We start from the raw sequence: 12,233 nt of genomic DNA, 5'->3' as shown, positions 1-12,233 counted from the left end.
TTAGTCCGTAAACCGAATGTTGCATTTATTTTATCTCTGCCAATCGGTGTTTAGGCCGAGGACGCTGCGGGCGTGTCTGTGGGTGGCGCATCAAGACCACTTTCTTGTTCGCCTCCCAGCAAGCCGCCGATGGTTGGTTTCCAGCGGCCGTTTTCTTCGATCAACCGGCGATAGTCCTCTACATCTTCTCTGAAAATATTGGGGAAACCCTTGAAAAAATGCTTTCGGTCGAGCTTTTCGTACTTTTTATCCGCGAAATTGTGGTAGGGCATGATGTCGATGCCCGCCACGGCATCGCCGATTGTATTGGCAAAGGCGACGACACGTCGTGCATGATCCAGGTCCCAGTAGTTTACATCGTGGACGATCACGCAGCGCAGTCTGATTTTTGTGCCGAACGCTGCGATTTTTTTGACATTCTCCAGGATCAAACGGTTGGATACACCCGTCCATTTACGGTGTTTGACATCATCCAGGGTTTTGATATCGAACAACACCAGATTGACAAACGGTAAAATGCTCTCGATGGTTTCCCATTTGGCCAGCCCGGTCGTATCCAGGGCAGTGTGAATGTTATCCTGGCGGGCGCGTTTAAACAGTTCGCGGGTTACATCCGGTTGCATCAGTGGTTCGCCGCCGGAGATGGTCATGCCGCCGCCGGATCGGTCATAGAACTTCCTATCTTGCAGAACTTCCTCATAGACTTCTGTGATCGTTGTCTTGCGTCCCGCGCGGGTAAGGGCACCATACCGGCAAGCATCGACGCAACTCATGCAATGCACGCATGTATCGCGGTCAAAGGTTGGGGGAGAGATCTCGGCGGCCATTTCCTCACCTTCGGCGAGGGTTTGGCTCGAGCGTTCGATCTCTTCAGATCCGAATGTGCCGTCTTTGATTTTGTCGAGAATCGAGCCGGATGAGGAAATGATCGGTTTGACTTCGATCTCTTTAACGAATCGTCGTTTTACCGGGGGCTTGATCGCCCCTTGTGGACATGCGTCCACGCAGCTTCCACAGCGGACACATTTTTCTTCATCGAAAAAGAATTCTTCGAGGGGACTGATGGATTCAGGATTATGACACCACGCACAACGCAGCGGGCATCCTTTTAAAAAGACCGTGGTCCGGATACCCGGGCCATCGTTTACTGAAAAACGTTGAATATTGGTGATGAGAAACTGTTCACCGTCGATATGGGATTCGGTTTTCATTGGAATGCTCCTCCTTGACCCCGGCTATATGCAGCCGGGGGATAAAACGCGCTCCAACACAACCTTTTCGGGCAATGCATGTCAAATGGTGGTGATTGTCGCTACCGGTGCGATGGCATCGCCAGAATGGAAGATGGGGACCATTGACAAACCAAATTGGTTTACAAAAGATCCTTGATGTTTTTCCAGGATTCACCGCCTTCGAATTTGTCGCAGGCCTCGTCTGATTTCTTTACCATTTTGCCTTTGATGGCTGTGCTTGTTTTTTGGGTTTTCGGCAGTTCTGACCTTGCCTGAATGCATACACCTTTGCTTGGATCGCCGGTGGGAGAAGGGGTGATGTATTTACAGTCTTTGCAGGTTGCCATGGCGGTATGTCTCCATTTTTTTGGGTCGAGTTAATCGGTTATGGCCAGACACGCTTTGGGGTCATGGATGCCGCCTTCTCATCTAAGGCGACATCCATATTGATCGCTGCTTTATGCGTCGGATGGTTTTATTACAACGAAACACCGAAGCAGATCAATTCCTTAAATCCTGTTCTGTACGAGCGATGATCGTATCCTGAGAATAGCGAGCCAGATCAATGAATTTAGCGCTATACCCGGCCACACGGACAATGGTGTTGGGGTACTTTTCCGGTTCTTTCTGGGCTTCACGCATGTCGTCCGAGGAGATGACATTGAATTGAACGTGGTCGATGTTCATTGAATGCCAGGTGTCCATGTAGGACAGCCAGAGGTCGAAGCCTGCGTCGCTGGACATCATCTCAGGCGACATGCGCTGATTGAGCAGCATGCCCTTGTATTTGGTGGTGTCCACCTTGGCGACCGACTTGAGAACGGCCGTGGGGCCTTTGGTGTCGCATCCCATGTAGGGAGAGATACCGCCATCGTCCAAGGCTTCTCCACCGTGGCGTCCGTTGGGTGTGGCACCGGTTTTCGGCCCGTTAACGATATAGCCGGCAACAGACTGGCCCAAGGGCAGGGGATAGGTCCCCGAGTAAGTGCGAACCCGCTTGAATTCGTCGGCCATCATGTCGTAGTACCGCTGGGCGATGCTGTCGACATAGGGGTCGTCGTTACCGAACTTCGGCGCGTTCCAGAAATCCAGACGCATCTCCTCGTGACCTTCCCAGTTGTTTTTCAGAGCGGTCAAGAGCTCTTCCATGGTGTATTTCTTTTCTTCGAATACCAGCTTCTGAATCGCCGCCAGGGAGTCGACGACGACGATATTGCCGCCGATGAGGTTGTGCCACGGGTTGGGGATCTCTGCCAGTTCATTGGCGTCCATGCCTTTTTCCACACAGCCGTCGTCGATACTGGAGATGAACGGGCAGCACAGGTACTTGGCTTCCAGCACCCGGCCGACGTCCTTGGAGCGGATCGTCAGGTCGATGGCATAACGGGTTTGAGCCTTCAGCGCTTCCCAGACATCTTCGATGTTCTGGAATTTTTGGGCATCCCCGGTGTTGGGGCCCAGTTGCATATCGGTGAAAAAGCTGTCGAAACCGTTGTTGAGTGCAATTTCGAGCAGCTTGGCGGGATACAGGTCGGAGCCGCCCTCACTTCTCGTCTTCTGCGTGCCCCGGCGGCCGGTAACACCCGGCGACATGCAAAGCACCAACGCCCATTCGCGGGCCTGTTCTTCGGGAACATTGAAGTATTTGATCAGCTGCTCGGTATTTTTTTCGTCGTTTTTGATGGACGGGAAGCCGAATCCCTTTTTAATGCAGTTGAATACCTTACGCTTGGTTTCGACACGGCCGTTTTTGTTCCAGCGGAAGGCGATAGACGGTTCGGTGGTCACAATGCTTTCCGTGGCATCTAAAATGGCGTCCGTACAGTCATTGCAGCCGTCACTGCCATCGGCGTTGGTTCCTCCCAATGTCAGGATGAAAAGATCGTTGGCCCCGGCGAAAAATTCCCGTAACTGACGCCCCTTGGTGCTGCCATGTTCGGATACTTTTAACCGTTCACATTCAAACAGCTCCACGGCATCCTCACGGGTCATGGGCTGAGCGGTCTTATCGATCACGCTGGCCTTATAAAAGGGCCAGAGAATTTTATCTTCTTTCTGACCGTAGCCACTGCTGTAACGCTCAATGGAATGGCAGAGAAGATAGGTAAACCATTTGAGCTGCATGGCATCGCGCAACCCCCGCGGCGGATGAATGGAGATGTGCCGGCAGATGTCGGCGATCTCGAGCAGTTCTTCCTTGCGCCGGTCATCGTTTTCGAAGTTTTCGGCCATGTTTTTGGCCAGTCTTGCATAGCGCTGAATCCAGGCCATTACCGCCTTGAGCGCAATGGACATGGCCGTCCACTGGTCAATTTTTTCAAGATAAGGCAGCTTATCTTTGGCGATCCAAGGGGATTGGCGCATTTGGGCCTGGGCTTCGGCGATTTTCGTATCGACCATGTCGAGACGTTTTTGCAGCCCGTCTTCCAATACCGACTCATAGTTCGGCATAATACTGGAGAATGCGGTGACGAACATGGGCGGCTGGACCGTCGTGGCGGAATACATGACGTCCAGTTCCTCCTGGGTAAAATAGAATTCGCCTTTTCGCTGAATGGTAAAAGGGCGCCAGTATTCGGCGATTTCACGCATTTCCTCCTGATTTTTGCAGTAGGGGCTCTCCACCATATCGATGGTGGCGAAATAGGAAAGCTCTGGATACAATGGAAAGTAATCCGGATGTTCGGTGTTGGCGCCTACGATCAGTTCATCATCCTGAATATGAACCGTCATTTTTTTGAGGATATTTTCGAGCCCGCGAGCGCGCTGGATGCAAACGGGTTTCCCGATGGTTGCTTTGTGGGCTTCCGTAACGTAGCGGGCCCTTTCCACACCTGCTCTGACCGCCGGATCGACGTACTCTCCACCGGCAACGTGTTTGAAGCGGCATCTTTCCTTTAATCTCTTCGTTCTTTCCGTTGTAGGCATTATTGGTTCCTCCCCTTTTAGATTACATCAATGCTTTGGCTTCATCTCGTCACACCCGGCATCTTTCTCAAATACAGGCTTGGACAGCCAAAAACGGCCTTTCTGATCCTGCCTTTCACAGACACAATCCCCCTTGCCTTCTTCATAATCCAAGTCCGTTTCCGGAATTTTGAAAAAATGTGCGCATTCTCCACAGATAGCCATTTGCGTTCCTCCTATGCTTGACTTTGTTGAACAATATCACCCGGACCCGATGTCCCTTGATTGGAAACAGACAAATCCGAATCCGGCGCTGCCATTAGCTGATTGGCCGTATTGGCCAAAGGTTGGAAAAGATCATGATTCGATGGGGAAATGATTGGAAGGGCTTTTTTTGAATCATTTACCCCAATAGATTTTGAAAAAATGTCAAACAATGAATTTTGTTCACCGTAATTGAGCCACATTCAATATGAATAGTCCCATGATGTCAAGAGGTTTTTTTAGCTTATTATATAAAATTAATCAAAAACTTTAAAATAATTGATAAAATAAAGAAATATGGTGGTAAAGAAAAATATTAGCAAAAAATTAAAGTTGATTAAAGTTCGACATCAATATTATTGAGGTATATTCTGAAAAATAATCATAAATGAAAGAACATATAAAACCCTTTTATCTAATATGTGTTCATGCATATAAAAAAATATCCGACCCAAAAAATTAAAATATATAATAAAAACAATTTTATAAGCGGATTTGTATGATTTTTGTTCAAAAAATAAGTATTGACAACGTTTTGATGACTATGCTTGAATAAGCCTCAAGAGGGAAAAAAATAAAATAATAATCATTATTAAATGTTCTCTAAAAAATCGCAGAAATATTAAAATTATTGATATAATAGTAAAAAAACTGACATAACTTATTTTCTAAGAACTTGTAATAGAGATTGTCATTCAATTAAAAAGGGGGTTTAAATGGCAAAGGCAAAAGAAAAGGAACCGGACATCACTTTTTTTCATCCCGATCTGCTGGAAGTGCCAGAGGATGGATCTCCACCCTTTTTAAAGGGCTATCGATGCAAGAAATGCGGGCAGCTTGATTTTCCAAAAATGTCCCCGTGCCCCAACTGCTGGGGTGAAGAATTCGAGATGGTGCCCCTCTCCAGGAAGGGCACACTTTACAGCTATGCGGATGTTTATACGCCTCAGGCAGGCATGAAGGCCCCCTATATCGTCGGGTACGTCGACCTTCCTGAAGACTTAAGAATATTTGCAACGCTGGAAGGAGAGGTGGAAACGTTTACGTGTGGCGAAACGGTTGAACTTACCGTCGGAGAGCTTCGAATGAATCAGGATGGCAAGCCCATCACCAGTTATAAATTCAAGAAAGCAGCCGTTTAATCAAAAGCGGTCAAAGAGGAAACCCCATATGAAACTACAACGAGACGTATACATTGCCGGTGTCGGCGAAACCGTTTTCGGCAAGCATAAGTTGGATTTTGACGCATTAGGCAGAATCGCGGCCCGACAGGCAATGGAAGATGCCAAAATAGACAAACCCGGTGTTGTTCAAAGCGCCTATGTGGGCAATGCCCATAACGGCCTGGTCACCGGCCAAACCATCTTTAAGGACCTGGGAATGCTCTCCACCCTTCCGATTATCAACGTGGAGAGTGCCTGTTCGGCCGGTGCCATGGCAGTTCATCTGGCTATAAAGGATGTGGCCTACGGTCTCACCGAGGTCTCCATGGGCATTGGGGCGGAAAACCACACCCTGCACCGCAAATCCGGCGTCGCTTTCCCCCCGGCCGAAGGTGATCTTGAAGGCATGCACGGCGGCGTCATGACCGCCAAATATTCCATGCGGGCCACACGCTATATGCATGACCGGGGCGCCACGATTGAAGATTTTGCGCTCATCACCGTTAAAAACCGAAAGCATGCCACGCACAATCCGCACGCCTGGTTCAAAGGAGAAATCTCTGTTGAGGAAGTGGTCAACTCCCGTATGATTGCCTACCCCATGACCCTGCAGCAATGCTGCGGTATTGCTGACGGCGCCGGCGCCGTGGTGGTTTGCTCAAAAGAGATGGTTAAAAAGCTTGGTATTGAAAAGCCGGTAAAGGTCGCCGGCAGCGTTGTTACCTCCGGCCCCTACCACAATCGTCCCCGCGACATCACCGGTGATGACATCACCGAGTTTACCAGCCAAAAACTGTACGAAGAGTCGGGCATCGGGCCTGAAGATGTCAATATCGTTGAATTGCACGATGCCTTTACCATCGCCGAACTGCTCTACTACGAGTGCATGGGCATATGCAAGAAAGGCGATGGCCTCCAATTCCTGCGGGACGGCCAGTCTACCTATGGTGGTCAATGCGTGTTCAGTCCCCGCGGCGGCATGCTCTCCTACGGCCATCCCATCGGCGCATCCGGTGCGGCGCAGATTGCCGCCAATACCAAGCAGCTTCGCGGACAATGCAACGGCTACCAGGTGGAGCCCATCCCAAAGGTGGCCATGAGCCATGTGACCGGCGGCGGCTTGTCGGGCACCGAACACGCCGCGTGCACCATGCACATGCTGGTCAGCGATTGGTAGCATCAGGACCCTGGGGGCGCGTCGGACCCAGCGGTCGACGCCCAAAGCGCGTCCTTTTAATGGGCAACATCAACGCATAGGAGGATAAGCAATCATGGAGGTCGTAAACAACAGAGTCGCGATCGTTTCTAACGCCACCGATCTAATCGGCGCGGCCATCAGCTCGCGTCTGGCCCAAAAAGGGGCAACGGTCATCTGTAGCGGTACCGACCAGGACAGTGTGGACAGTCTGGTTGCCCGCATCAAGTCCGAGGGCGGACAGGCCATCGGCCTGGTTATGGACAGCACCGATCCGGCGCAGGTGAAAGCGTCTGTGGCCAGGGTGGTGGCGGACTATGGCCGGGTGGATATTCTGGTTAATAACGTGGACGCCCCAAACGGCGCTGCAATCAGGGAAATATCCGATGACCAGTGGCAGGACGGCATCAATATCAACTTGAACCCGATTTTCTATTTCTGCCGGGAAGTGCTGCCCGTGATGTGTGAGAATAAATACGGACGCATCATCAATCTGAGCAGTCTTGAGTACATTGGATTGCCGGGCATATCCAATTATGCGGCCGCAAAATCCGCCATATTCGGTTTGACCCGGTCCCTGGCGCTTGAATCCGCCAAAGACGATGTCACGGTCAACTGTGTGGCCAAAGGGGATATTAAAAGTGCTGCCATGTCCGATGAGGATTGTGAAAAAATGGCCAAACGGATTCCTGTACAGAAAATGGGAACCGCCGACGATGTGGCCCGTACCGTTGGTTTCTTCGCCTCGGATACATCCAAATATGTCACCGGTCAGACCTTTTTCGTCTGTGGCGGCAAAAGCGCCTATTTTTCGATGTCCATTTAAGCAGTAAACACAATCAACATCGCCCACGGGCTTAAGGAGGATAGAATGGGAATTCAAAACCGTGTCGCCCTGATTACCGGATCCGCCAGCGGGATGGGGAGACAGACCGCCCGCCGGTTGGCCGAAAACGGGGCCAAGGTGGTAATCAACGATATCGTCCCCGAAAAAGTTGAGGAGACCGTCGCGGAATTCAAAGCCGATGGGCTGACCGTGATGGGGCAGGTGGCCGACATTTCCAGTAAAGCATCGGTGGATACCATGGTTCAGGCCGTGGTCGATAATTTCGGTAGTCTGGACATTCTGGTCAACAATGCCGGTATGGAGCGAGCCGGTGCGCTGCGCAAACTCACTGAACAGGACTGGGATCTGACGGTGGACATCAACCTTAAAGGCGCTTTTCTGTGCAGTCAGGCGGCCCACAACCATATGGTTCCCAACAATCATGGCCGTATCATCAATATCGCCTCCCGGGCCTGGCTGGGCGGGCCGGGACAGGCGCCGTACACATCGGCCAAGGCCGGTTTGGTCGGCCTGACGCGGGTTCTGGCGCTTGAACTGGGACGCAAGGGCGTTACCAGCAATTGTATTGCACCGGGATTGATCTATACACCCATGTGGGACGAACTGCCCGAGAAAAACCAGAAATTTCTGTTGTCCAAACAACCGACGGGAAGGTTGGGCGATACCGACGATATCGCCAACACGATCCTGTTCTTGGCCGATGACGACAATGCGTTTATCACCGGACAGGTCATCTATGTGTGCGGTGGCCGGAGCCTGTTTTCGGGTTGACGGGTTGAGAGCCGGGTTGAAAATCTTGGCGTTTATTCATTGAATAGAGCAGGGGGGACTTAAATGGGAGAGCAAAATCAGGAAAATTCTCTTCAAGGGTTGAAAGTGCTCGACTTTACGGGAGAATTGGGACCATACGCAGCTAAATTATATGCCGGCCTGGGCGCGGATGTGATTCATCTGGAATCGTTGGCCGGTGATCCGCTCAGAAAACGCGCACCGTTTTACAAAAATGAACCGGGACCGGACAGCAGTCTTCAATTCCTCTACTACAATGTTGGTAAACGCGGCATGGCCCTTGATATCACGAGGGAAGCGGGCAAGGATGTTTTCCTGAAGCTGTGCGCTGAAGCGGATTTGCTTTTCGAGAGTTTTGCTCCCGGTTACCTGGACGGTTTAGGGCTGTCATACGACCGGCTCAGCGCGGTCAATCCCCGGCTGGTCCAAACGGCGATCACGCCCTTTGGCAGCTTCGGACCCTACAAAGATCTTCCCGGATGCGATCTGACCTGCAGCGCCATGGGCGGATTTCTCTATCTGGCCGGCGCCGACAATGACAAGCCCGTAAGAGCCTGCGATGATCAGGCCTATCGCATGGCCGAGGCCTATGCCGCCGTTGGATCGTCCATTGCGCTTTTATTTGCCCAGGATACCGGCATCGGACAATTTGTAGATGTGTGCTGCATGGAATCGGTGGGCATGGCACTGGAGAATGCGGCCCAGTTCTGGGACCTTGAAGGCGTGCTGCGCAGAGGCCGCGGCACGGAAGCCGGCTCCGCCACGGTGCATCCGTGCACGGATGGTTATATCGCCCTGGTTGCCATTATCGGGGCCAACAAGGCCATGTGGAAAACGTTTTTGAACTGGATGGAAGAAGAAAATTTAGAAGAGTTGGACGTCCTTAAAGACGACAAATGGATCAGCCCCGCCTATCGCCAGTCCAGAGAAGGGTACGAAACATTCTGCCGCATTTTTGAGCGCTACACCAGAAAATACGACAAACTCACCCTGTACGAAAGAGGCCAGTCGTTCCGTGTCGCCGTTTCACCGGTCAGCAACGGCAAGGACCTTCTGGAAAATCCCCAGTTGAAGCATACCGGGTTTTGGAAAACCCAGCATCACGAGACGCTTGGCGGCGAGGTGGTTTACCCGGGTGCACCATACGTATTCGGTAATTTCAAGTGGCGCCTGGGCAATAGCGCCCCGACCCTCGGTCAGCATACGGCCGATATCATGAGTGAGTTAGGATACAGTCAATCCGACATCGACACGCTCACAAAGGAGGGTATTATCTATGTTGGCTAATCTGAAAAGAGCACTTGACGGTCTGGTGGTCTGCGATTTCTCATGGGTCGGTGCCGGTCCCATTACAACCAATGTATTAGGGCAATGCGGAGCACAAATCATCAAGATCGAAAGTTCCACCCGGCCCGATCTTCTGCGCAAAGGTGATCCGTTCAAGGATGGCAATTCCGAAGGCCTTGAAAGAAGCGGCTATTTCGCCAACCGCAACCCGAACAAAAAATGTATTTCCCTCAACATGAGCCACCCCGATGCCAGAGACGTGGCCGTACGCTTGATTAAGAAAAGCGACATTATCATCAATAATTTCAGAGTCGGGCAGATGGAGAAGTGGAACCTGGGCTGGGAAGACGTAAGGGAAATGAACCCGCGCATAATCTATGTCACCATGAGTCTTCAGGGCGAAAAAGGGCCTCACAGCTCATTTATGGGATTCGGTTACAACCTCAACGCCCTTTGCGGACTGACCGCCAGAGCGGCGTTTCCTGAAAAAAGGCCCTTTGGCACGGGCACGAATTATACCGATCATGTGATGGTGCCCGGCCATACCCTTTTCGGTATCATGGCCGCCCTGATTCAACGCAAAAAAACGGGAAAAGGACAAACCGTTGCCATTTCCCAACTGGATTCGGCCATTGCCCTGAAACCCACCGACGCCATGGCCTATGCCGCCGATGGCACGATCTTCGAGCCCCTGGGCTATGGCGACGTCAATGCAGCCCCGCATGGCGTGTACACCACCCTTGGCTATCGCAAATGGATCGCCATCGCCGTTTTCAACGACAATGAATGGCATGCCTTCAAAGCAGCCATGGGCAACCCGGACTGGGCCGAAGAAGAGAAATTCGCAACCTTTGAAAACCGCAAAGCCAACGAAGCCGAGCTCAATGAAAAGATTGAGGCCTGGACCGCTTCTCAATATTCCGATGATTTAATGAAATTGTTGATGGCCAAAGGCGTCAAGGCCGGTATGGTCAATGACGCACGCGCCGCCATCGAGGACAAGCATTTGCAAAAGCGTGAGTTCTGGTCCTATCTCGATCATCAGGTGGTCGGTTCCACGCTTTACAACAGAGCACCGGTGATTTTTTCCAAAACGCCCATCGAAATGAACACGGCAGCTCCGCTGTTAGGGGAGCACACCCGTGAGGTGTTGACCGGCATGCTGGACTACAGCGAGGCTCAAGTGGACCAGATGACGGAAGAGAAGATTCTGATTTAGACCTTTTGTAAACAAGGAGAAATTTTGCCTGGCTCCCATGCTCTGCATGGGAGCGTAGAACGAGAAAAAAGAGACCTTCTGAACGCAAGGAGAAATATATGGATTTTGCCATTTCCGAAGAATACATGATGCTTAAGGAATCCATGCGCGAGTTCGTCAAACGCGAGCTGTTGCCCCTGGAAAAAGATTTTCTGGAACGTGATATGAGCCTGTGGACCGTGCCGGGGCCCCTGCTACCCAAGGAAGATACCGAGCGCCTGAAAAAGATCACCAGGGAACTGGGATTCTGGGGCATCGAGGTGGGGGAGGAGTTTGGCGGCCAGGGGCTGGGAATGCTGGCCAAGACCCTGGTTCTCGAGGAAATGTGCCGCTCGTTCGTCGGTTTCTCACCCCACGGATTCATGCTGCCGCCGGACGCGCCCAACCTTTACTATCTGCACAGCTGCTGTGTGAACGGTCAGCGTGAGAAATATTTTCAGCCTTATGTGGACGACAAGCTTGACTCGGCCATGGCCTGTACCGAGCCGGGTGCCGGATCCGATGTCAGCGGTCTGAAGACAACGGCGGTCAAAAAAGGCGACAAGTGGATTCTAAACGGCACCAAGACCTTTATCAGCAAGTGTGACAAGGACAATGTCTTTTTTATCGTGATCGCGGTGACCGACAAGGAAGCCCCCACCAAGAACCGTTTCACCGCCTTTCTCATCGATAAGGACATGCCCGGTGTGCGCGTGGGACGGGAGATTCCGGTTATCGGCGCCATGCCCACCTGGGATCTGATATTAGAGGATGTACAAGTGGGCGACGAGGCGATTTTAGGAGATATCGGCAAGGCCTTCATTCCCTTGCAGAACCGCTTTGGCGTGCGCCGCATCGAGCTGGCCTCGCGCTGTACCGGCATGGCCGAGCGCATCATCCAGATGATGATCGATCAGGCCAACAACCGGGTCACCTTTGGCAAGCCCCTGGCCGATCGCCAATCGATCCAGAACTATATTGCCGATGCGACCATGCAGCTCGAGAGTGTGCGCTGGATGCTCTACTACGCCTCCTGGAAAAGCGATCAGGGCATCACCGATTTGCGTGTCGAGGGATCGTCCCTGAAAGTCCTGGCCACGGAAATGCTCTGGGATATCACCGATAAAGCCATTCAGATGCACGGCGGTCTGGGGCTGTCCAAGGAACTGGGCATCGAATACGTGTCCCGCATGGTACGGATCTGGCGCATCCTTGAAGGCCCGTCCGAGATCCATCGATGGACCGTGGCCCGGACCCTGCTGCGCCAGAAAAAACCGTATGATCCGTTTATCGTTGCCACCGAGGAATAAAA

12 protein-coding genes are annotated in these 12,233 nt (G+C 51.8%); 7 read left to right on the top strand and 5 right to left on the bottom strand.

Translation table 11 applies throughout. The annotated features are described in order from the left end of the window. Nucleotides 1-50 precede the first annotated feature (50 nt). The 5 genes from Dvar_RS24655 to Dvar_RS24635 all read right to left on the bottom strand — a co-directional run bounded on the left by Dvar_RS24655 (nucleotide 51) and on the right by Dvar_RS24635 (nucleotide 4,606). On the bottom strand, nucleotides 51-1,211 hold the full coding sequence (locus Dvar_RS24655; RefSeq protein WP_419655778.1) for a glycyl-radical enzyme activating protein: 1,161 nt from the start codon (nucleotides 1,209-1,211) through the stop codon (nucleotides 51-53). Nucleotides 1,212-1,372: 161 nt separating this feature from the next. Then, nucleotides 1,373-1,579 (bottom strand): hydrogenase, encoded by a 207-nt coding sequence (locus Dvar_RS24650; protein WP_419655777.1) that lies wholly within the window; start codon nucleotides 1,577-1,579, stop codon nucleotides 1,373-1,375. Nucleotides 1,580-1,733: 154 nt separating this feature from the next. Then, nucleotides 1,734-4,160, bottom strand: coding sequence for a glycyl radical protein (locus Dvar_RS24645; protein ID WP_419655776.1), 2,427 nt, complete (start codon nucleotides 4,158-4,160; stop codon nucleotides 1,734-1,736). A 27-nt stretch (nucleotides 4,161-4,187) separates the two neighbouring features. Next, nucleotides 4,188-4,364: a benzylsuccinate synthase gamma subunit family protein gene (locus tag Dvar_RS24640; protein WP_419655775.1), complete on the bottom strand. Its 177-nt coding sequence runs from the start codon at nucleotides 4,362-4,364 to the stop codon at nucleotides 4,188-4,190. 11 nt (nucleotides 4,365-4,375) lie between these two features. Beyond that, the gene (locus Dvar_RS24635; protein WP_419655774.1) at nucleotides 4,376-4,606 is read right to left on the bottom strand and encodes a hypothetical protein; all 231 of its coding nucleotides are present in this window, start codon (nucleotides 4,604-4,606) and stop codon (nucleotides 4,376-4,378) included. Between the two features lie 513 nt (nucleotides 4,607-5,119). On the opposite strand from Dvar_RS24635, the gene Dvar_RS24630 reads away from it, so the two are divergent. The 7 genes from Dvar_RS24630 (at nucleotide 5,120) to Dvar_RS24600 (ending at nucleotide 12,231) form a co-directional block, all read left to right on the top strand. After that, the gene (locus tag Dvar_RS24630; protein ID WP_419655773.1) at nucleotides 5,120-5,545 is read left to right on the top strand and encodes a Zn-ribbon domain-containing OB-fold protein; all 426 of its coding nucleotides are present in this window, start codon (nucleotides 5,120-5,122) and stop codon (nucleotides 5,543-5,545) included. Between the two features lie 28 nt (nucleotides 5,546-5,573). Next, a complete protein-coding gene (locus Dvar_RS24625; RefSeq protein ID WP_419655772.1) occupies nucleotides 5,574-6,743 on the top strand; it encodes a thiolase family protein in 1,170 nt (389 codons plus the stop codon). Between the two features lie 94 nt (nucleotides 6,744-6,837). Continuing rightward, nucleotides 6,838-7,587, top strand: coding sequence for an SDR family NAD(P)-dependent oxidoreductase (locus Dvar_RS24620; protein ID WP_419655771.1), 750 nt, complete (start codon nucleotides 6,838-6,840; stop codon nucleotides 7,585-7,587). Between the two features lie 45 nt (nucleotides 7,588-7,632). Next, complete coding sequence (locus tag Dvar_RS24615; protein ID WP_419655770.1) at nucleotides 7,633-8,379, top strand: SDR family NAD(P)-dependent oxidoreductase; 747 nt, start codon at nucleotides 7,633-7,635, stop codon at nucleotides 8,377-8,379. A gap of 63 nt (nucleotides 8,380-8,442) precedes the next feature. Further along, nucleotides 8,443-9,684 (top strand): CaiB/BaiF CoA transferase family protein, encoded by a 1,242-nt coding sequence (locus Dvar_RS24610; protein WP_419655769.1) that lies wholly within the window; start codon nucleotides 8,443-8,445, stop codon nucleotides 9,682-9,684. After that, the gene (locus tag Dvar_RS24605; protein WP_419655768.1) at nucleotides 9,674-10,903 is read left to right on the top strand and encodes a CaiB/BaiF CoA transferase family protein; all 1,230 of its coding nucleotides are present in this window, start codon (nucleotides 9,674-9,676) and stop codon (nucleotides 10,901-10,903) included. Before Dvar_RS24610 ends, Dvar_RS24605 begins: the two co-directional genes overlap by 11 nt. A gap of 98 nt (nucleotides 10,904-11,001) precedes the next feature. Further along, a complete protein-coding gene (locus Dvar_RS24600; protein WP_419655767.1) occupies nucleotides 11,002-12,231 on the top strand; it encodes an acyl-CoA dehydrogenase family protein in 1,230 nt (409 codons plus the stop codon). Nucleotides 12,232-12,233 lie beyond the last annotated feature (2 nt).

The sequence above is a fragment of the Desulfosarcina variabilis str. Montpellier genome (assembly GCF_048565275.1).
Taxonomy (GTDB): domain Bacteria; phylum Desulfobacterota; class Desulfobacteria; order Desulfobacterales; family Desulfosarcinaceae; genus Desulfosarcina; species Desulfosarcina variabilis.
This window is presented reverse-complemented; position numbering and strand designations above follow the sequence as displayed.

Excerpts from the sequence above, each read along its gene's own strand:
- Dvar_RS24650 (WP_419655777.1), bottom strand. The coding sequence starts at position 1,579 with ATGGCAACCTGCAAAGACTGTAAATACATCACCCCTTCTCCCACCGGC.
- Dvar_RS24610 (WP_419655769.1), top strand. The coding sequence starts at position 8,443 with ATGGGAGAGCAAAATCAGGAAAATTCTCTTCAAGGGTTGAAAGTGCTC.
- Dvar_RS24630 (WP_419655773.1), top strand. The coding sequence starts at position 5,120 with ATGGCAAAGGCAAAAGAAAAGGAACCGGACATCACTTTTTTTCATCCC.
- Dvar_RS24600 (WP_419655767.1), top strand. The coding sequence starts at position 11,002 with ATGGATTTTGCCATTTCCGAAGAATACATGATGCTTAAGGAATCCATG.
- Dvar_RS24620 (WP_419655771.1), top strand. The coding sequence starts at position 6,838 with ATGGAGGTCGTAAACAACAGAGTCGCGATCGTTTCTAACGCCACCGAT.
- Dvar_RS24625 (WP_419655772.1), top strand. The coding sequence starts at position 5,574 with ATGAAACTACAACGAGACGTATACATTGCCGGTGTCGGCGAAACCGTT.
- Dvar_RS24605 (WP_419655768.1), top strand. The coding sequence starts at position 9,674 with ATGTTGGCTAATCTGAAAAGAGCACTTGACGGTCTGGTGGTCTGCGAT.
- Dvar_RS24655 (WP_419655778.1), bottom strand. The coding sequence starts at position 1,211 with ATGAAAACCGAATCCCATATCGACGGTGAACAGTTTCTCATCACCAAT.
- Dvar_RS24635 (WP_419655774.1), bottom strand. The coding sequence starts at position 4,606 with ATGTGGCTCAATTACGGTGAACAAAATTCATTGTTTGACATTTTTTCA.
- Dvar_RS24640 (WP_419655775.1), bottom strand. The coding sequence starts at position 4,364 with ATGGCTATCTGTGGAGAATGCGCACATTTTTTCAAAATTCCGGAAACG.
- Dvar_RS24645 (WP_419655776.1), bottom strand. The coding sequence starts at position 4,160 with ATGCCTACAACGGAAAGAACGAAGAGATTAAAGGAAAGATGCCGCTTC.
- Dvar_RS24615 (WP_419655770.1), top strand. The coding sequence starts at position 7,633 with ATGGGAATTCAAAACCGTGTCGCCCTGATTACCGGATCCGCCAGCGGG.